The sequence below is a fragment of the Scandinavium sp. genome (genome assembly GCF_051650185.1).
In the GTDB taxonomy this organism is placed as follows: Bacteria; Pseudomonadota; Gammaproteobacteria; order Enterobacterales; family Enterobacteriaceae; genus Scandinavium.
This window is the reverse complement of record NZ_JBOFIN010000039.1, coordinates 1-18,955: the sequence shown is the minus strand read 5'-3', so window position 1 is coordinate 18,955 and position 18,955 is coordinate 1. Positions and strand designations below refer to the sequence as shown.

Genomic DNA, 18,955 nt, shown 5'->3' with positions numbered 1-18,955 from the left:
ATGGACAGTTCAGAACTTATTACAGCGTTATCCTATAGTTCAGACGATAATATCAGCCTGCTGTTTGAAGCCGGTGCACAGCTGGAAGAGGATTTTCTGGCGTTTAAAGCGGAGCATGAAGACAGGATGCATTCGCTCTATATCCACCCGCAACTGACGGAGTTTCAGAACTACGGCCCCTGGTTGCTGGAAATTGATAATGTGGAGCAGTTAGCTGGTTATCTGGCTTTGGTGCCAGGTTCTGCGGCAGTAATTGTGTCCAAACGTTATTCATACTCGCTGGCAGTACAGTTATCACCTGGATGTACCATTGTGCAACCTGATGGTTCTACGGCGCTGACGCGCTTTTATGCAAGTCACGTTATCGGAGTGCTGGCGCAGTGTGCCGAGAACGACTGGCATACCTTTCTGTTCAACGACATCACCCAATGGTGGTTCCCCGGCGAAGCGCAATGGCAGGCGCTTACCATAGAGCCCTCAGAGGTATTGGTGCCAGCCAGTCACATTGTCAAACTTGATAAAGCCACCTGGCAGCAGATTACGGATAAGCCGGAAGTGACCAGTGTATTGAATGAATGGCAGAAAATGCCCAGCAGTTCAATATTTCCGCCATGTGCGCAGCATTCGATGGTGGTAAAAGCTTTGAAAAAGAGTGAAGAGGCGGGGTTGTTATCTTCCATGGATCAGAAAGTCTATGCACTCTATTACCTCAGCGGTGGAAAGGCGATATTGAAATCGGATGCATTCAGGGCTGCATTACCGAATGTGGTGAATGGATCGCGCTCTCTGGCAAATATGCTGGCTCAACTCAGAAATGCATAAAACTGAAGCTCCGCACAATACAAGTGCCTGGATATAACGGAACATACATATGGGATTTTTTAAAACCTTCGATAAAGTTGATCGCGCCGTAAATCGGGGTTATGCCCGCTGTGGAAAATGGATCTGGAGAGGTCTGCTGGTCATGGTGTTGGCATATGGCGGTTGGTTAATCTGGGCTGCAGTCTGGGGACCGCCGACCGGGGGCGTGACGTTAATTATTCACAGTGAAATTGATCGACCTATTCTGGGCTTTAGTGTTAACGGTGTGGCGGGTTCGAATGCATTTGCTCATGGCGGTGGTGGTGCCACCTGTTGCGGCAGTATCACAGGGAAAACTGCGGAAGTTATCTGGACATTAAGTACAACGCGTGCTCAATACGATGCTGGTCTTCGCAAAGAAACCCGCCGGGTTGTCATGCCATTGCCGGAAAGAAAGTGGGGAGAGAACGATTTACATGTTCACTTTTTGCCTGGCGACAAAGTCTTACTGGGCTGGAGCGATAATGCCTGGTCGCCTTATGAAAAGCACCCTGATGCTGCCGGTACCACTGCTAAAAAGGAGCATAACTGATGGATATCGAGAGTATCATTGCTGCCGCCAGTCGTGCACAACAGGTCGATGAAGCCGGATTAGGGAATTGCTCGCGTATCTGGCATGTCGGTTTCTTTTTTGATGGCATTCATCGAAATATTGATCAGGACGCACCTGAACAACGCCTTAGTAACGTAGCGAGGCTATTCAGAGCATACCCGGAGCAGAAGCAAGACACCCCGCAGAGTACTCATAATAAATTTTATTTATCGGGACTCGGAACACCATTTGATGAAGAATTAACTGAAAAAATTCATAACATTATGGATGGTGCACAAAACTCAGCTATTGATGATTTGAAATCACAACCGGGTGATATGGCGAAGGACGCAGGGGTTGATCTTCTTAAAGGCGGTGACTGGTGGGAAATATTAAAAGACTCAGGGAAAAAGCTGATAAACCCTACTGAGTGGAAAAATCTGGCTGTTGATACGGCGAAAAATGCGGCCAAAAAAGTCATCACTGAGGCAACGCCTTTGCTGCGTGATAATCCTGTTATTGCAGACATGCTGGTTACCGGTGTGGATACCCGGCTAAATTCGGCTAAATTACGCTTTGAACGGTTCTTCGAGCGAGCCAAAACAAATAACCAGGTACCAATCAAACTAATTTCCATTTCATTTTTTGGCTACGATGTCGGAGCAACTCTCGCGCGTAAATTCATTGATACGCTAATTGGGGATGTTTTCCAAAAACAGGGTGATAAATATAGTTATCAAGAGATCCCTGTAGAGATTCTGTTTACTGGTTTATTTGATTGTTCCCGACATACACCTGCGACTATTAATAATGGTGTGGACTGGTTTGTCGCCACCGCCGCTGGACCAGTAAAAGGCATTAGTGTTCTGCTGGGTGATAAATCTGTTGATCAAGACTCCGCTCTGCCAGATACGGTTAAAAATGCATTACATCTGGTCGCTGCGCATGAAAACAGACCATGGCGTAGCCTTTATTGCCTTGGCGGGAGCAGTGATAAGCATCAGGAGGAGTTATTGCCAGGTTGTGCAGAGGACGTGGGCGGTGGGTTAAAACCAAATGAACAAAAGCCAAGCGCAGAGCTTTGTCGGGTGGCACTACACAGGATGTACCGGGCAGCAACGATGGCAGGGGTTCCTTTTTTAGATTTTCAAACGCTTGATCAAATGGATACTGAAGTTGCCAGCTATTTCATCATGCAGGACAGCATCAACCATAAGTCAGTTGCACAGTGGACAAAGGTTTATCAACAGGCGGTACCTTTTAAAGAGGTTGCTATTGGTGCTCAAAACCGTCACCTGGACAGTTATTTTGAATGGATGGGGCGGCAATATTATCAATACCGCAGCGAATGTATTAAGTATGAAAAAAAACGAGGTGATGTTTTATCGTCGGCAGCTGCGTCAGCAGGGTTAGTGGGAATATCACCACAGGCCAAAGAGTCCGCTGGACAATATCAGCATGAAATGAACGTTTTGCATAAAAATTGGGGGTGGCTTGAAGACGTCCGTAGTGCAGCACTGAAAATGAAAAACAGCATGGAAAATAATCCAGATGATAAGCGACTCCAGATAGTGCCTGGTATTTATGAGCCTGCGTTACGGCGCGCAAGAAGATTTATCGATTATGCGCACGCTGCGGAGATGAACCAGCCTCAACTTTTACCTGTTGATACTGCGCCCCCAGAAATGTATGCCTGGTTTGTCCATGACAGGCAGGCAGTGGAGAAAGACGGTGGAATCTCTGAGGATTTCCTTGTTATTCGTTCAATGGAAAAGCCTGATGCGTAATCACCATAAATCCCTACAACGTCATTAACTAAAGAACTGAAAACCATGACGCGAAATACGCCCTCATTATGCGAGATGCTTTACGGTAATTTTGTCGGAGATCTCGACCTTCAGCAGATCAGCGAAGAAAACCAAGTCATTCTGTCGGTTCTGGACAACTTGCAACGGATCCTTAACTGTCGCGCCGGCACGCTGGCGCATTTGCCGGACTACGGCCTGCCGGATATGACTACCATTCTGCAGGGACTTCCCGGTACCGCACATAAACTGATGTCGACGCTGTCAGCGGTCCTGCTGAAATATGAGCCTCGCCTGAAATCCATTGATGTCGTACTGCTTGAGCAGGAAATCCCCGGTGAGCTGCGCTACGCCATCGATGCTGAACTTAAGGGGATCGGGCTGGTGCGGTATGGCACGGAATTCATGCCGGAGGGCAGGGTGCTTGTGCGCCACATGAAACAGCAAAACTACCTTGGCCGCCAGGATCACATCTAGTCCGCCACCTTCTCCGACAAAAGACCAGAATACATTTATGTCAGCAAAAGCACGATTTCTGCAAAAACTCCAGGATACCCAACCACAGGCAAGCAGCTATGCGACAAAGGGACTGGCCGATATGGCCGAGTTTCGCCAGCGCCTGGGCGAACTCAGGGAAAATATTGAAACCTGGCTTGCTGGTACGGGGATCCACATCGCTGACGTTCAATGCACGTTGACGGAAATCCTCATCAGCAGCGCCGCGTTCCCGATCCCCAGCTTTGCACTTCATTATGAAAATCGGATAGTAAAATTCACCCCTGTATTTCTTTACGGGCAGGGCGTGACTGGCTGTGTGGAAGTCACTCTGGTTGTTGGAGGTCACTCTTCTGCTTTATGCCGGTTGTTCATGCGCTCGGCCGAGAGTGCTGAGTGGACGTATGCATCCGTCTGCAAACCTGCTGGCCTGCGGGTGCTGTTCGGCGAAGATGCCTTTTTTGAGGTCATTGCGCCGGTGTTGCCAGAGTGAACCACAGAGCCTCTTTGTCGCCTGAGTAGCACCGGTATCTGACCCTGAACCAGGCTCTCTTTTTATGCCCATGGATACCCAAAACATGCATGACGAACAACCCCGCCAGGTGAGAACCGGTGGCGACCCGCGTTCATTGTCAGAGTTTATGGCAGTGCGCGAAGAGATGAGTAAGCTGACGCATCCGGCACGCCCGGACGTCGACTGGAAGCAGGTGGAAAAACTGTCTATCTCCCTGTTTGAAATCAACGGTGTGGAATTGCAGACCGGGGCCTGGTACACCCTTGCCCGCAGCCATCTGGCGCGGGTCAGTGGCCTGAACGAGGGGCTGGCCATTCTGACGGCGCTGTTGAATCATCAGTGGGCTCAGTTATGGCCACAGCAGATCCATGCTCGGGCAGAGATAATCAACGGCCTCCTGCAGCGCGTACAGAAGCTGTTTCGCACTTTTTCACTAGGAGCTGCGGATGTACCGGCCCTGGTACTTGCTGAGAAGCGATTACTGGAGATGAAGGGCATCCTCAGACGTCAGGACCTCGAACATGCCTGCCAGATGAATCCGCTGATGCAGTTACTACGCAGCGCGTTGAGCCGTCTGGAGAACAGCCCCCTTCCAGAGAATGCTCCTGCTGACACCATGGTGTCTGAGCAGGAAGGGGTCATAACGGAAGACGCCCCGGCAAGCCGTCTGGTGTATGTCATCCAAAAAGAGCCGGAAATCGCGGTTGAGGTGGCTGAAGAACAGCCAGTGTCACCAAAACGCTGGCCTGTTTTTGTTGCCGGTATGGTTACCTCACTGGTGCTCTGCGCCGCCAGCGTGTTCGGCTGGCAGGCTTTTCACCGCCAGGATGAGGCGGTACAGGCGATGGCGGCATCAGTTGCCTGGGTGCCGGAGCCTATGACGCCAGCCCAGATTGAAGCCTACCGCGGAACCAGAAACAGCCAGACGCATGCCCGGATGTGGCTTGCGCGTATGTCCAGCCAGGTCAACTGGATAACGACTCTGGCACCCGGCTGGCGGCTTCGCTATGGCCGGGGCATGGTCTCTCAGGCGAAGGCGCTGTGGCCGGATGACCCGGCGACCCGGGCGCTTGTTCTGCGTTGGGAACGCTATCAGGCATCAAGAGCGCTGCCGACAGGCGAGCTGAATGGCTGGCACGACGGTATGATGCAACTACAGGCGCTGTCAGCACAACTGGATGCGCTGGACAGACAAAAAGGTAAATACATGACGGGCAGCGAACTGAAGACGATTGTCTGGCGTATCACCCGCTCGTTTGCCAGTGCGGTTCCGGCGGAAGAACAGTTTCGGCAACTGATTTCTGCGTCTGCAGAGACTGATGCCCCGCAGGCAAATATTGAGCAGGTTTCACATCACCTGGACTCGTTAATCCATTTGCTGGAACAGTTGTCGGCGCAACAGGCTTCGACGATCAAGCCCGTGTCGGAGGCTATGGTTCAGCGCAACGAGTGAGCTACGAGTGCGTATTTTCCCCTTGAGTGATTTACTCGCCATTTTACATATGAGTCATACGAATGCGTATCCGGCAGGGAGGGATGTTTTTGCTGGGCGAATTGCGGTTAAATCTAAAGCACAGTACTTCTTTAATCTTATTTACCCGCGTTCTCAGTCTTGCCATTGAGAGACTCCCCAGAGGGCTCGTTATCAGGAAGATGTGTTGACCAATTGTTTTCAAAGCGAAAAACGCAGGATTCCGACGACAGGATCACTGATTCCAACAATCCGATCACGGATTCCAGCGGATGGCCTGATTTGGCCGGGATACGCAGGACAAACGATGAACGACAAAATTGAGAAAAAAAGAAATCACCGAGTTCAGTGGACGATAGCGGAACTCCATTATCTGGAAACACATTATGCCGCTATGAGAGTGAAGGATATTGCTGAGCATCTTGGTCGTACAGTTATGGCGGTAAAAGGTATGGCAGGTAAACTGGCTCTGGGGGAGGCGAAAGCCCCTGGCTGGTCAGAGGCGGAGCAGGCTGTACTCAGGAAGCACTACGAAACAGCTATACCTTTGGCTGATATACTGGCGATGCTGCCAGGGAGGCCGCATAAAGCCGTGTTGACCAAAGCGAGAGGGATGGGGCTTTCTCGTCGGATTCATGGCCCATCCCCATCCTGGTCGCAAAAAGAATTACAGCTTCTCAGGCACTATTACCCGACAGAAGGTCAGACGGTGCGCGACCGTCTGACCGGCAGGACGGAGCACAGCATCAGACAAAAGGCTCGCGAACTGGGCATTCGTTATATTGGGCATGCACAGTTTCGGGTCTGGCTTGATGAAGAATGGCGATTACTGAAAAAGCATCAACATGAGTCGCTGGAAATACTGCGTCAGTTATTTCCTGAGCGTAATAAAACATCGCTGAAAAGTGCATTAAGCCGGTTAAAGCAAAAACAGGCGGGTAGTGACCAGGTGGTGAAAAAGGTGGCTACGAAGAGAAAAAAAGCGGCAACGGAACCTGTCAATCGCTGGAGTGACGCAGAAAAAGCCGTCCTGATGCAGCATTATGAAACGCCGATGCCGATGAAAGATATTCTGGCGAAACTCCCGGGAAGGGCAAAAACATCTGTCTTTGCGATGGCAGAGAAGCTGGAGCTAAAACGTCTTTCTCATCGTTGGTCAGAAGCGGAACAACACATTTTGAAGCAATACTATTCGTCAGAAGGTAATGATATTGTGGCCCGCCTGCCTGGCAGGAGTTTGAAGTCAATCAGATGCAAAGCCAGTGAATTCAATATCCGTTATACCGGCGACAACGGCTATTTTCGTCGATGGTCTGATGAAGAGCTGCAGCTGTTAAAAGAGCATATACAAAGTCCTTTGCATGAGTTACAGGCCTTGTTCCCGACACGAAGTCCGGCATCAGTGCGACATGCACTCAGGCAAATGAAGACAACGCAGGGTAATTACATGCCGGTGAAATCGGTTGAGCCATGGAGTGATGAAGAAAATTAAGTACTCATCACATATTACGAAACGGGTATACCAATGCAGCACATCATGCAGATGCTTCCTGGGCGGATGTCTTTGCAACGCCTGGACTGGCAAGACCCGTAGGCTGCTCGGAAAAGGAACTGGCGATTCTGGAAAAATACTATCCTTCCGAAGGTACTTCTTAGTTGTAAATCGTTTACCGGTGAGAACAATCAATGCTGCCAGAAGAATGGCGTGCATACTAAATATTCGATACCTGAACATCCTGATGTAGAGTGATAATCCTTGGGAGATAATATGGTCACTGTATGTGTTGATGGCGAGGATAAAACACGGAAAATTACCGACTGGACACTATGGCCTGGCAGTGAGAGCGGTGAGGTCATGTTGACCTGCCATTTTCCGAGTGGTAAAAAATATACGCGCCCGCTTTCTGCATGCCAGATAACGCCGACACGAACCGTACATGATGTTTTTCTCGAAAGAAAAGGGGGGGCAACACTCACTCTTGCTAAGCGTGCCATTATATATGGCGAAAAGTATGCGGTTGTTTATTATTCTGGAAATGACAAGCCCTATGTAATGAATGCCACTGGCATGGAATTTCAGGCGAAATCTGCATTTACCACACAAGCTGTGTTTGACTACTTCACCCGAATTGCCAGTGAGCGTATTGCTCAGGCCTGTGGCAGTAAAAAAGATATAGCAAAAAATGTTCTCCGCCAGATGGAGAAAGTTATCCCTCACCCGGATACAGCACTTCATGCCTACTGTACTGGACAGAATGTAAAGCGTACCGGAAATAGTCATTTTATCTTTCCGTTCGGACTCAATGAAAGCCAGTTACTTGCTGTTGAGCGTGCATTTTCCTCACAACTTTCGATCATAGAGGGGCCACCCGGGACGGGTAAAACACAGACGATACTTAATATTGTCGCCAACATCCTTATCCAGAATAAAACCGTGGCAATTTTATCCAACAATAATACCGCGGTAAGCAATGTTTATGAGAAAATGGATAAACAGGAGCTTGGGTATCTGATTGCCAGGCTGGGTAGTTCTGATAATAAGAAAAGTTTTTTTTCAAGCGAAGCCTCGGTTCCTGACGGGACAGAACGGTGCTCTCCTTCCATAGATATCATTCAGGAATTATTGCAGCAGGTTAAAAAACATCTCAATGCGATAAACAAGGTTGCGTCTCTTAAAACCGATATCGACGAGCTCACTATCGAGCATAATTATCTGCAGCAATGGTACAATGGTTACGCTGATACCAGTAATCTTTCGGGAAAACAGTATCGTTTTTCATCCCGAAAAACATCAGACCTGATGGCATACCTTCATTACCTTTCTGACCGCCGGATAGGGCTCAGAAACAGAGTTGATTTACTGCTGAATTTCAGAATTCTGAGAGTGAAACCACTGGGCGGTCCTGAAAAAAGACAGGCTCTTTTTACTTCACTCCAGCTATCTTATTATGAGGCTGCAATAAAAGAAAAGCGGGATGCTCTGGCTGAATATAATAACATATTAAAATCGTCAGATTTTAACGCACAACTGGAAAGTCTTAAATCATCTTCGATGCAGTATCTGAAGTCACATCTCCAGAAAACCATCTCCGGAGCAACGTCTTTTGATGCAGAGACATACCGGGATAATTTTGACGCTTTCATAAAGCGTTTTCCGGTAACTGGCAGTAGCACACATTCAATCATCAATTCCATCGGGAAAGGCGCTCTTCTTGATTACGTCATTATTGACGAAGCGTCCCAGCAGGATATTGTTCCTGGTATTCTTGGGTTGGGGTGCGCCCGAAACGTCATTGTTGTCGGCGATCGGAAACAGCTTCCTCATGTTCCCGAGGCACTTTCAATTGCACCTCCTGCTGCCCAGTATGACTGCACCGCGTACAGCCTGCTGGACTCTCTGTGCATGCTGTTCAGGAAAACAGCCCCGGTTACGCTGCTCAAAGAACATTACCGTTGCCACCCTAAAATCATCCAGTTCTGTAATAAGCAGTTTTATGATAATGCACTGATACCACTGACGACTGACAACGGGGAAAGCTCCCTGTCTTTGGTTACCACGGCAAAAGGAAACCATACCCGAAATTTTTCAAACCTCCGGGAGCTTGAATCCATCGAGGGGCATTACTGGGATGAAACAAGCAGCAGGGGTTATATCGCGCCTTATAATGCACAGGTCAGCATAGCTGAAACGGTACTGCCTGGTGATTTTGTTAAATCCACCGTGCATAAGTTCCAGGGGCGGGAATGCGATGAAATCGTGTTTTCCACGGTACTCGACAAAAAACGCAGCAGCCAGCAAAGCCGTAACCTTAATTTTGTGGATGACCCGAACCTTATCAATGTGGCTGTCTCCAGAGCCAGAAATAAGTTTACGCTTGTGACCGGCGATGGTGTTTTTGACGGTCAGGGCAGGCACATTGCCGCACTGATTCGCTACATTCGGTACTATGCTGAGGATGCAGAGGTTATTGAAAGCCCTGTGATTTCAGCGTTTGATTTATTGTACAGTGAGTATGATAAATCGCTGGAGAGGTTGAATTCCAGGCTGAATCCTGACGATTCACGCTTTAAGTCAGAACAGATAGCAGCTCGTCTGCTGCGGGACGCTTTGTCGCAGGAAGGCCGGAACAGCCTGATGCACCATTCACAGATTGCACTGAACCAGCTGGTATCTGTGGAACACAGCGATTTCACTGCCCGGGAACTGGCTTTTATGCGCCACCGTGCAAGCTGCGATTTTGTGCTTTATTACAAAGTTGGAAAGACGCCTCTGGGCGTTGTTGAAGTCGATGGCGGCTATCATTTGCAGAAAGCACAGATTGAGCGGGATGAACTCAAGAACAGCATACTGGCGAAATGCGGCCTGCCTTTGCTCAGGTTACGAACAATTGACAGCAATATAGAAGATAAACTGACTGAGTTTCTGGACGGCTTGCTGGAAGACAAAGTAAATGTTTGAACACCAGGAAGTTGTGCTGACACAGGCTGAAAAAACGGCTTCGCCAGATGCTTAAGTACACAGCGATAATTCTATTGGTTAGTCCTTCAGAATTGCTCAGAGAGCCATTCCGTGAGTTTTAGCATGCTGGTGAAGCAAATCGCTCTTATTTTTATTAACAGGCAAACATTTTCAAAATGGACTATGATATGGACTATAGCGATTAGGAATGATGCTGGGTTTTCTTGATTATTAGTGAGTTACATCACTAAATAGATTTCCGTCCGTTCCGCCACTTATTAAGAGCCCTGAGCATTTGCTCAGGGCTTTTTCTTTTGTCCAGAATTCAGAGATTATTGCCAGAATCGCAAAAATCCTCTGCATTTTTGACTCTTTTTCTCCCTGCCCGAACGTTCAATAATCCTCTGATAACACACACAAAGTGATTGAAGAGGAACACATGACAATCCCTGCATTTGGTTTAGGTACATTCCGTCTTAAAGACGACGTCGTTATTGCTTCCGTAAAGACTGCCCTTGAGCTGGGGTACCGAGCGATTGATACCGCTCAGATTTATGACAATGAAGCTGCGGTCGGGCAGGCTCTCGCTGAGAGCGGAATACCGCGCGGCGAACTGTTTATCACCACCAAAATCTGGACGGAAAATCTCAGCAAAGAGGCACTGCTCCCCAGCCTGCAAGAGAGCCTGAAGAAGCTGCGTACCGATTATGTGGATCTGACCCTGATCCATTGGCCGTCACCGAATGAAGCCGTCTCCGTGGAAGAGTTTATGCAGGCGCTGCTGGAAGCGAAAGAAAGTGGGTTGACCCGCCAGATTGGTATTTCAAACTTCACTATTCCGCTAATGGAAAAAGCGATTACCGCTATCGGAGCAGAAAATATTGCCACCAATCAGATAGAGCTCTCACCGTATCTGCAAAACCGTAAAGTGGTGGACTGGGCGAAGCAGCACGGCATCCACATCACTTCTTATATGACGCTTGCTTATGGCAAAGCACTGAAAGATGACACTATCCAGAAGATTGCCGATAAGCATCAGGCGACTCCGGCGCAGGTGATCCTGGCCTGGGCAATGGCAGAAGGGTATGCGGTCATTCCTTCTTCAACGAAGCGCGAGAATCTGGCGAGCAACCTGCTGGCTCAGCAGTTGAAACTGGATGAGGCGGATAAGGCCGCGATTGCTGCTCTGGAGTGCAACGACCGGTTAGTCAGCCCGGAAGGTCTGGCACCTGACTGGGATTAACCCATTACATCGAGGGGCGTATTGCCCCTCTATTTTTTACGCTGAGCTTCATGCTCGCTCAAAAAATCAATAAATGCCCGGATCCGGGTGCTAACCGCACGATCGCTGTAGTAGACGGCACTGAAAGGCATCTCCACCGGCAATCTTTTGTCTGCCAACAGTTCAACAAACTCCCCTCTGGCAATCTCGTTATCCACCATATAGTCCGACAGACAGGCGATCCCGTTCCCGCTAAGACAAAGCTGTTTCAGCGTTTCTCCACTGTTGGATGAAATGCCGCTGACAATCTCATGTAACTGTCCATCACAGCAGGAGATTGGCCACATATTGAGTGAGGTGGGCTCCGTGAAGCCCAGGCACAGATGCTGTTTAAGTTCTTCAACTGTTTCAGGCTTACCGTAACGCGCAATGTAATCCGGAGAGGCGATTATCTTCCTATAGCTGCTGAATAATGGGCGCGCGCGCAGGCTTGAGTCTGTCAACGTTCCGGCGCGGATCGCCACATCGACTTTTCGCTCGATAAGGTTTATGAAGGTTTCAGATGAGACCAGCGAAAGGGTAATTTCAGGATATCGCTCGCGAAATGGCTTGATCAAGGGCATCAGGTAATGCAGGACGACTGGTGTCGCAGCGTCAATTCGCAGTAATCCTCGGGGTGTATGACGGGCCTCCATAAGCTCATTCTCAGCTGCCGCCATTTCCTGCAAAACACCCTGCATACGGCGGAAGTAGCGTTCGCCTTCTTCCGTCAGGCTGAGCTGACGAGTTGTACGATTAAGCAGGCTCACGCCTAACTTAGACTCCAGCTTTTTGACGGCACGACTGACGGCGGAATTCGCCTGATTCAGCTGCTCTGCCGCACGGCTGAAGCTGCCGCTTTCCACCACGGCGACAAAGATGGCGATCTCTTCAGAGGTAGCTCGCATTATTGCTCCTGAAGCAAAATTTTATTGAGATTTTGACGGTTTTTGTTATTTAAGCATCCGCGCATACTGCGTGTCATCTTAATCCTGATGATACGGAGTAAATTATGCCACTGGCGCTTCTTGCCCTGACGATCAGTGCCTTTGCAATTGGCACGACCGAGTTTGTGATTGTTGGCCTCGTACCGACAATAGCCGAACAACTTTCTGTTTCTTTACCCTCCGCCGGACTGCTGGTTTCCATCTACGCGCTGGGCGTTGCGATTGGTGCACCTGTTTTGACTGCTTTAACAGGCCATATGCCACGTAAGCAGTTGCTACTGGCCCTGATGGTGCTCTTTACTGCTGGAAACCTGCTTGCCTGGCAGGCTCCGGGCTACGGCACTCTGGTGTTAGCACGCTTGCTGACTGGGCTGGCCCATGGGGTGTTTTTCTCCATTGGCTCCACCATCGCGACAAGTCTGGTACCGAAAGAAAAAGCAGCCTCTGCCATTGCCATTATGTTTGGCGGCCTGACGGTGGCTCTGGTGACAGGCGTACCTTTGGGAACGTTCATTGGCCAGCACTTCGGCTGGCGTGAAACCTTCCTCGCGGTTTCCCTGCTTGGCGTGATTGCGCTAATCAGCAGCTGGATACTGGTGCCGAAAAACATCCCGCAGCGTGCAACCGCGACGCTTCGCGAGCAATTACAGGTGCTGACTCATCCGCGCTTGCTGATGATCTATGCGATTACAGCCTTAGGGTACGGCGGCGTCTTCACAGCTTTTACGTTCCTCGCGCCGATGATGCAAAATCTGGCTGGTTTTACGCCGGGTGCAGTGAGCTGGATCCTGCTTGGTTACGGTGTTTCAGTGGCGATTGGTAATATCTGGGGCGGTAAACTTGCTGATAAACATGGGGCGGTACCTGCGTTAAAGATTATCTTCGCAGCCCTGGTCGTTTTGCTGCTGGTCTTCCAGTTCACCGCATTGCTGCAATATGCCGCACTGGCCACTGTATTGGTGATGGGGGTCTTTGCGTTCGGTAACGTGCCTGGGCTTCAGGTGTATGTGGTGCAGAAAGCTGAGCTGTATACCCCTTCAGCCGTGGACGTGGCTTCAGGGTTAAATATCGCTGCATTTAACGTCGGTATTGCTTTGGGTTCCATTATCGGCGGGCAGACGGTGGAGCACTATGGTCTGGCTCAGACTCCGTGGATTGGCGCCGTCATTGTGATGTTGGCCTTCCTGTTGATTGGCATCAGTGGTCGTCTTGATAAAACGGCGAGAGTGGCGATGAGTTGATGTGTAGCCTGCGTATTTGCTTACACTCCGGGAGGTAACTTTCTGGAAAATAGCGTTGAAAGTGTGAGCTAAAGTCCCTATAACAGAAGAACCACACCGTGATGGCGGCGTGGTTTTTCTGTTATTGAGGTCAGAAACACAGCGTGCGAAAAAATACCTATGCCATGCGTTATGTTGCCGGACAGCCGGCCGAGAGGATCTTACCTCCCGGTTCGTTTGCGGCTATTGGCAAAGCGTTACCCGCAGGCGCGCCTCTGAGCAGCGATGAGAAAATCCGCATTCTGGTCTGGAACATTTTCAAGCAGAAACGGGAAGAGTGGTTATCGGTGCTGACAAACTTTGGCAAAGATGCTCATCTGGTGTTGTTGCAGGAAGCTCAAACAACGCCAGAACTGGTCCGGTTTGCCACGAGTAACTATCTGGCGGCCGATCAGGTGCCCGCTTTTGTCTTACCACAGAATCCATCAGGGGTGATGACGTTATCATCCGCTCATCCCGTCTATTGCTGCCCTTTGCGCGAGCGTGAACCTATTCTGCGCTTAGCTAAATCAGCTCTGGTCACTGTCTACCCTTTGCCGGATTCACGCTTGTTAATGGTGGTGAACATCCACGCCGTTAACTTCAGCCTTGGCGTCGATGTTTACAGTAAACAGCTGCTGCCGATTGGCGATCAGATTGCCCATCACAATGGCCCAATCATCATGGCGGGAGACTTCAACGCATGGAGCCGTCCGCGCATGAATGCGCTTTATCGCTTTGCGCGCGAAATGTCGCTGCGTGAAGTCCGCTTCACCGACGATCAACGTCGACGCGCATTTGGTCGCCCTCTCGATTTTGTGTTCTACCGTGGTTTGAATGTCCATGAGGCATCCGTTCTGGTGACTCGTGCATCCGATCACAACCCGCTACTAGTGGAATTCAGTCCCGGCAAACCTGAGCGATAGAGGTAAGTCAGGTCTGCCGTGGGGCAGACTTGTGCACATAAGGTGCTGCCCTTTATTCAATCAATCAACCGAAGGACAACACAATGACAAACAACACGCACCACAACAACGTTGACAAACAGTTTGGTTCTCAGGCCAGCGCGTACTTAACCAGTGCCGTTCATGCCTCTGGGCGTGATTTGCAACGGCTGTCAGAGAGACTGAGCGATTTTCCTCAGGCGCATGTTCTGGATATGGGATGTGGTGCCGGTCACGCCAGTTTCATTGCTGCCGGAAAAGTGGCGAAAGTCACGGCCTACGATTTGTCTGCGCAAATGCTGGACGTGGTGAATCAGGCCGCTGCCGATAAGGGTCTGACGAATATTTCCACCTGTCAGGGTTATGCTGAAATTTTACCTTTTGAAGACGCCAGCTATGATGGGGTGATCAGTCGTTACTCTGCTCATCACTGGCATGATGTCGGTCAGGCGTTGCGGGAAGTGAAGCGCGTGCTGAAGCCGGGTGGGGTGTTTATTATTATGGATGTCATGTCCCCGGGGCATCCTTTGCGGGATATCTGGTTGCAGACCGTTGAAGCGCTGCGTGATACCTCGCATGTCCGTAATTATTCAAGTGGTGAGTGGTTGTCATTGATTAACGAAGCCGGGTTGATCACCCGTAATCTGATTACCGACCGCTTGCCGCTGGAATTTAGCTCATGGGTTGCGCGTATGCGCACGCCTGCGGCTTTGTGTGAAGCCATACGCCTGTATCAGGACAGTGCTTCTCAGGAGGTGAAGAATTACTTCGAACTGCAGGAAGAGGGGTCGTTTACCAGCGATACCATTATGGCGGAAGCCTTCAAGGCACCGTAAGTAAAGCCAATAAAAAAGGCACCGAAGACGGTGCCTTTTTCGTTAAACTGACTGGTCAAACAAAGTGATCAGGAATCTGGTCTGTCGCTGTTCTTTACGTACAGCGTCAGCTGGTCGCCAGGCTTCAGATTATCTGTATCGCTATTCCAGCGCATCACATCTTTGATGTTGACGCCGTGACGTTTTGCAATACTCGACAGCGAATCCCCTTTGCGCACGCGATAGGTAATGCTATCGCTATTGTTCGCAAGACGACTCGCGCTGCTACCTGCGCCTATCGTCAGGTTTTGCCCGACTTTCAGATGCGAACCCCGCAGTGAGTTCCACTGCTGTAGGTCTTTCGACGTCACGCCTAAACGTGCAGCGATGCCTGAAAGGGTGTCACCTGAACGTACCTTATAGCTACGGCTGGTCATCGGCGTGTTATCCGCTACCAGAGTCGGCTGAACGGCAGCGATATCGCCAGACGCCAGAGACTCACGCAGCTGATCGGCATGCTTCTGCGGCACCATCACGTACTTCGGCCCGCTGGCGCCGAGGGTAGACCCTTTTACGCCGGCATTGAATGCCTTCAGCTTGGTGACAGAAATGCCTGCCATATCCGCAACCTGCTTCATGTCGACTGGGTTATCCAGGCGAACACGCGCCAGCGCCCGGCTTTCATCTGCTGTTGGCAGTTTTACGCCGTAACGCTTGCTGTTTTTGAGAATATCACTCAAAGCCAGCATCTTAGGTACGTAGATCTTTGTTTCCTGCGGCAACGAAAGTGACCAGAAATCGGTCGGTTTCCCGCGCGATTTGTTCGCTTTCACTGCCTTCATCACACGACCTTCGCCACTGTTATATGCCGCGACAGTGAGTAACCAGTCGCCGTCAAACATCTTGTTCAGACGCTGCATCATGTCGAGGGCTGCTGTCGTAGAAGCCACTACGTCACGACGTGCGTCGTAAGCTCGGGTCTGTTTCAAACCATAATTGCGCCCTGTGCTCGGAATGATCTGCCAAATGCCTGCGGCATTGGCGCCAGACGTTGCATGGGGGTCAAAAGCGCTCTCCACTATGGGTAGTAGTACCAGTTCCATAGGCATGTTACGTTTCTTAACTTGCCCGGCTATCCAGTACATATACGGCTCTGCCCGTAAAGTTACATCGTGGAGATAGCTCTTATTACGTAAATACTTCTGCTTTTGTTCGCGAATCCGGCCATTATCCGGAATTCCCATCTTTAGCTCGTCGCCGATGAAAGCCCACAAGTCCTGATCCTGCGCATAAAACGTCCCATCGTCCATCCATCGCGCTTGACTTGCAAACTTTCCTGCTTCCCCTTGACTAGCCGCAGAAAGGCTCTGTGCATGCTGCTGAACGTTACCATCACGATTGGCCTGGCAACCTACGAGCAAGACAGAGGCGAGTAATATCGCTCGTGCCTTCATGTGTGTGGTCAATAGTTGCTTAAAAGACGAGCAATAATAACGGCGATAAATTTAAAAGGCAACCCTGGTGTTTTAGAAGTTATCTTTCTTTGACCTTAACCATGCAAATCGCTGCTCAGGTTGTTGCAAATTTGTTTCTTTGGATAATTTATCAATAAAATCAGCGTCATCTGTGCGAAGAAATACATTTATTTTGCGCTCATTTTTCAGAATAGAGGGGAGTGTTTTTTGATTTTTAGCGCGTAACCCCTTAACTTCCATGAAGTAATCATTTAGGTCAGAATCGTCCGGGAGGATGCTTACTGCAAACTTCATGTTTGCTAAAGTATACTCATGTGCGCAACAGACCAGGGTATGGTCTGGTAAAACGCTAATCTTTTTAAGTGATTGATACATTTGTGAGGGTGTGCCTTCAAACAGGCGGCCACAGCCACCCGAGAACAACGTATCACCGCTGAACAGGTAAGGGTCGCTAAAGTAACAGAGGTGGCCTGCCGTATGGCCTGGAGTGAAAATTACAGAAAATTCGCATCCCAAAACATCGACCACATCCCCGTCTTTGACTATCTGCGTTGCACCTTTATCTTGTGTCTCTTCAGGGCCATACACCACTAGTCCTGGGTATTTTTGCGTCAGTTCTTTCACGCCACCAACGTGATCGTTGTGGTGGTGTGTCAGTAAAATCGCTTCCGGGTGCCACTTGTTTTCTGTGAGAGCGGCAAGTACTGGCGCGGCTTCGCCTGGATCAACAATCAGACAACGCCCATCGTCCTCACTTAATACCCAGATGTAGTTGTCCTGAAAGGCGGGAATACTGTTAAGATTCATGGATTACCTCTTAAACGTAGCGGGTGTTGTGATGAAACCGGCAAGGATACCTCTGGCAGTGACGGCACCTGGCCACTGGGCTGAAATGCCCTGGGGCGAATACTATCGTGAAGCGTTAGAGCTGCAACTCAAACCCTGGCTGGCAAAACTCTATGGCTTTCATCTGCTTAAGATTGGCAATTTAAGCGCGGAAATCAATACTGAGGCGTGCGCTATTTCCCACCAGGTGAATGTGTCACTTGGGGGCGAACCGATGCAGGTCAAGGCCGATCCGCTGCATCTGCCGTTTGCCGAAAAGTCTGTTGATGCGTGCCTGTTGGCGCATACTTTGCCCTGGTGCCAGGATCCACACCTTCTGTTGCGCGAAGCGGATCGTGTTCTGATTGATGACGGCTGGTTGATTCTGACGGCGTTCAACCCGGTCAGCCTGATGGGATTGCGCAAAATGGTGCCAGTCTTGCGTAACCGCATGCCCTACAACAGCCGAATGTTCACGCTGATGAGACAGCTCGACTGGCTTGGGCTGCTCAATTTTGAAGTCCTGCACCAAAGCCGTTTTCAGGTCCTTCCGTGGACCCGTCAGGGTGGGCGCATCCTCAGTGCGCATTTACCTGCTCTGGGATGCTTGCAGATAATCGTTGCTCGTAAACGGACGGTTCCGCTGACACTCAATCCGATGCGGCAAAGTAAATCAAGGACTCAACTGCGCCCGGCTGTTGGTGCCACCTGTCAGTATCGCAAGCCGCAGGATTAACTTTCTGGCTTATAGCCTGTGTCGTCCTGAGTAGGATTCATCGCCGCTGCGCGAGCAAGTTCATCGCAGCGTTCGTTCTCAGGATGACCGGCGTGTCCTTTTACCCACTCCCAACGAATTTTGTGATCGCTCAGCGCGGTGTCCAGGCGTTGCCACAGGTCGACATTCTTCACCGGCTTTTTGTCGGCGGTTTTCCAGCCACGTTTTTTCCAGTTGTGGATCCACTGGGTAATACCCTGACGGACGTACTGGCTGTCGGTACTCAACACCACTTCGCAATGTTCCTTCAGTGCTTCGAGCGCCACGATGGCCGCCATCAGCTCCATTCGGTTATTGGTGGTCAGGTGATACCCTTCGTTAAAGGTTTTTTCATGCTTCCCATAGCGTAAAATCGCGCCGTAACCACCCGGCCCTGGATTACCGAGGCAAGAACCATCGGTGAAAATTTCTACCTGTTTAAGCATCTCTGGTAGACTTCCTGTAATTGAAATCGACGTAAACGGTAAGTCTGACATAAATGAGCGATATGAGCACTGCAATTACCCGACAGATCGTC

General features: G+C 50.0%; 17 protein-coding genes. 13 read left to right on the top strand and 4 right to left on the bottom strand.

Features of this window, described 5'->3' with window-relative positions; translation table 11 throughout:
• From ACRCWW_RS05100 to dkgB, 9 genes are all read left to right on the top strand, one after another.
• Positions 1-822, top strand: a complete 822-nt coding sequence (locus ACRCWW_RS05100; protein ID WP_438681442.1) for a DUF4123 domain-containing protein — start codon at positions 1-3, stop codon at positions 820-822.
• Between the two features lie 49 nt (positions 823-871).
• Complete coding sequence (locus tag ACRCWW_RS05095; protein ID WP_438681441.1) at positions 872-1,393, top strand: DUF3304 domain-containing protein; 522 nt, start codon at positions 872-874, stop codon at positions 1,391-1,393.
• A complete protein-coding gene (locus ACRCWW_RS05090) occupies positions 1,393-3,180 on the top strand; it encodes a hypothetical protein (RefSeq protein ID WP_438681440.1) in 1,788 nt (595 codons plus the stop codon). Before ACRCWW_RS05095 ends, ACRCWW_RS05090 begins: the two co-directional genes overlap by 1 nt.
• A 45-nt stretch (positions 3,181-3,225) precedes the next feature.
• On the top strand, positions 3,226-3,675 hold the full coding sequence (gene tssE / locus ACRCWW_RS05085) for a type VI secretion system baseplate subunit TssE (protein ID WP_438681439.1): 450 nt from the start codon (positions 3,226-3,228) through the stop codon (positions 3,673-3,675).
• Positions 3,676-3,712: 37 nt separating this feature from the next.
• Entirely contained in the window at positions 3,713-4,186 is a 474-nt protein-coding gene (locus tag ACRCWW_RS05080) for a hypothetical protein (protein WP_438681438.1), read from the top strand.
• Positions 4,187-4,250: 64 nt separating this feature from the next.
• Positions 4,251-5,660: a VasL domain-containing protein gene (locus ACRCWW_RS05075; RefSeq protein ID WP_438681437.1), complete on the top strand. Its 1,410-nt coding sequence runs from the start codon at positions 4,251-4,253 to the stop codon at positions 5,658-5,660.
• Positions 5,661-5,985: 325 nt separating this feature from the next.
• A complete protein-coding gene (locus tag ACRCWW_RS05070; protein WP_438681436.1) occupies positions 5,986-7,170 on the top strand; it encodes a hypothetical protein in 1,185 nt (394 codons plus the stop codon).
• A 276-nt stretch (positions 7,171-7,446) separates the two neighbouring features.
• On the top strand, positions 7,447-10,137 hold the full coding sequence (locus ACRCWW_RS05065) for an AAA domain-containing protein (protein ID WP_438681435.1): 2,691 nt from the start codon (positions 7,447-7,449) through the stop codon (positions 10,135-10,137).
• A gap of 439 nt (positions 10,138-10,576) precedes the next feature.
• The gene (dkgB, locus tag ACRCWW_RS05060) at positions 10,577-11,380 is read left to right on the top strand and encodes a 2,5-didehydrogluconate reductase DkgB (RefSeq protein ID WP_438681434.1); all 804 of its coding nucleotides are present in this window, start codon (positions 10,577-10,579) and stop codon (positions 11,378-11,380) included.
• Positions 11,381-11,409: 29 nt separating this feature from the next.
• Here the strand turns inward: dkgB and yafC are convergent, their stop codons facing one another.
• A complete protein-coding gene (yafC, locus tag ACRCWW_RS05055) occupies positions 11,410-12,306 on the bottom strand; it encodes a DNA-binding transcriptional regulator YafC (RefSeq protein WP_404659824.1) in 897 nt (298 codons plus the stop codon).
• Between the two features lie 104 nt (positions 12,307-12,410).
• Between yafC and ACRCWW_RS05050 the strand changes: the two genes are divergently transcribed.
• The 3 genes from ACRCWW_RS05050 to ACRCWW_RS05040 all read left to right on the top strand — a co-directional run bounded on the left by ACRCWW_RS05050 (position 12,411) and on the right by ACRCWW_RS05040 (position 15,384).
• Positions 12,411-13,586, top strand: a complete 1,176-nt coding sequence (locus ACRCWW_RS05050; protein ID WP_438681433.1) for an MFS transporter — start codon at positions 12,411-12,413, stop codon at positions 13,584-13,586.
• Positions 13,587-13,729: 143 nt separating this feature from the next.
• On the top strand, positions 13,730-14,530 hold the full coding sequence (locus tag ACRCWW_RS05045; protein WP_404659826.1) for an endonuclease/exonuclease/phosphatase family protein: 801 nt from the start codon (positions 13,730-13,732) through the stop codon (positions 14,528-14,530).
• Between the two features lie 83 nt (positions 14,531-14,613).
• Positions 14,614-15,384, top strand: coding sequence for a class I SAM-dependent methyltransferase (locus ACRCWW_RS05040; protein WP_438681432.1), 771 nt, complete (start codon positions 14,614-14,616; stop codon positions 15,382-15,384).
• A gap of 68 nt (positions 15,385-15,452) precedes the next feature.
• Here the strand turns inward: ACRCWW_RS05040 and mltD are convergent, their stop codons facing one another.
• Positions 15,453-16,817, bottom strand: coding sequence for a murein transglycosylase D (mltD, locus tag ACRCWW_RS05035; RefSeq protein ID WP_438681431.1), 1,365 nt, complete (start codon positions 16,815-16,817; stop codon positions 15,453-15,455).
• A gap of 72 nt (positions 16,818-16,889) precedes the next feature.
• The gene (gloB, locus tag ACRCWW_RS05030) at positions 16,890-17,645 is read right to left on the bottom strand and encodes a hydroxyacylglutathione hydrolase (RefSeq protein WP_438681430.1); all 756 of its coding nucleotides are present in this window, start codon (positions 17,643-17,645) and stop codon (positions 16,890-16,892) included.
• A gap of 31 nt (positions 17,646-17,676) precedes the next feature.
• Between gloB and ACRCWW_RS05025 the strand changes: the two genes are divergently transcribed.
• Complete coding sequence (locus tag ACRCWW_RS05025) at positions 17,677-18,399, top strand: class I SAM-dependent methyltransferase (RefSeq protein WP_438681458.1); 723 nt, start codon at positions 17,677-17,679, stop codon at positions 18,397-18,399.
• On the opposite strand, the gene rnhA is transcribed toward ACRCWW_RS05025, so the two are convergent.
• Positions 18,396-18,863: a ribonuclease HI gene (gene rnhA, locus ACRCWW_RS05020; RefSeq protein WP_438681429.1), complete on the bottom strand. Its 468-nt coding sequence runs from the start codon at positions 18,861-18,863 to the stop codon at positions 18,396-18,398. The two genes, ACRCWW_RS05025 and rnhA, sit on opposite strands and share 4 nt — an antisense overlap.
• Between the last annotated feature and the right edge of the window lie 92 nt (positions 18,864-18,955).

What these genes read in the sequence shown, in the direction of transcription:
- ACRCWW_RS05100 (WP_438681442.1), top strand. Translation starts at nt 1, where the DNA reads ATGGACAGTTCAGAACTTATTACAGCGTTATCCTATAGTTCAGACGAT.
- ACRCWW_RS05095 (WP_438681441.1), top strand. Translation starts at nt 872, where the DNA reads ATGGGATTTTTTAAAACCTTCGATAAAGTTGATCGCGCCGTAAATCGG.
- ACRCWW_RS05090 (WP_438681440.1), top strand. Translation starts at nt 1,393, where the DNA reads ATGGATATCGAGAGTATCATTGCTGCCGCCAGTCGTGCACAACAGGTC.
- tssE (WP_438681439.1), top strand. Translation starts at nt 3,226, where the DNA reads ATGACGCGAAATACGCCCTCATTATGCGAGATGCTTTACGGTAATTTT.
- ACRCWW_RS05080 (WP_438681438.1), top strand. Translation starts at nt 3,713, where the DNA reads ATGTCAGCAAAAGCACGATTTCTGCAAAAACTCCAGGATACCCAACCA.
- ACRCWW_RS05075 (WP_438681437.1), top strand. Translation starts at nt 4,251, where the DNA reads ATGCCCATGGATACCCAAAACATGCATGACGAACAACCCCGCCAGGTG.
- ACRCWW_RS05070 (WP_438681436.1), top strand. Translation starts at nt 5,986, where the DNA reads ATGAACGACAAAATTGAGAAAAAAAGAAATCACCGAGTTCAGTGGACG.
- ACRCWW_RS05065 (WP_438681435.1), top strand. Translation starts at nt 7,447, where the DNA reads ATGGTCACTGTATGTGTTGATGGCGAGGATAAAACACGGAAAATTACC.
- dkgB (WP_438681434.1), top strand. Translation starts at nt 10,577, where the DNA reads ATGACAATCCCTGCATTTGGTTTAGGTACATTCCGTCTTAAAGACGAC.
- yafC (WP_404659824.1), bottom strand. Translation starts at nt 12,306, where the DNA reads ATGCGAGCTACCTCTGAAGAGATCGCCATCTTTGTCGCCGTGGTGGAA.
- ACRCWW_RS05050 (WP_438681433.1), top strand. Translation starts at nt 12,411, where the DNA reads ATGCCACTGGCGCTTCTTGCCCTGACGATCAGTGCCTTTGCAATTGGC.
- ACRCWW_RS05040 (WP_438681432.1), top strand. Translation starts at nt 14,614, where the DNA reads ATGACAAACAACACGCACCACAACAACGTTGACAAACAGTTTGGTTCT.
- mltD (WP_438681431.1), bottom strand. Translation starts at nt 16,817, where the DNA reads ATGAAGGCACGAGCGATATTACTCGCCTCTGTCTTGCTCGTAGGTTGC.
- gloB (WP_438681430.1), bottom strand. Translation starts at nt 17,645, where the DNA reads ATGAATCTTAACAGTATTCCCGCCTTTCAGGACAACTACATCTGGGTA.
- ACRCWW_RS05025 (WP_438681458.1), top strand. Translation starts at nt 17,677, where the DNA reads ATGAAACCGGCAAGGATACCTCTGGCAGTGACGGCACCTGGCCACTGG.
- rnhA (WP_438681429.1), bottom strand. Translation starts at nt 18,863, where the DNA reads ATGCTTAAACAGGTAGAAATTTTCACCGATGGTTCTTGCCTCGGTAAT.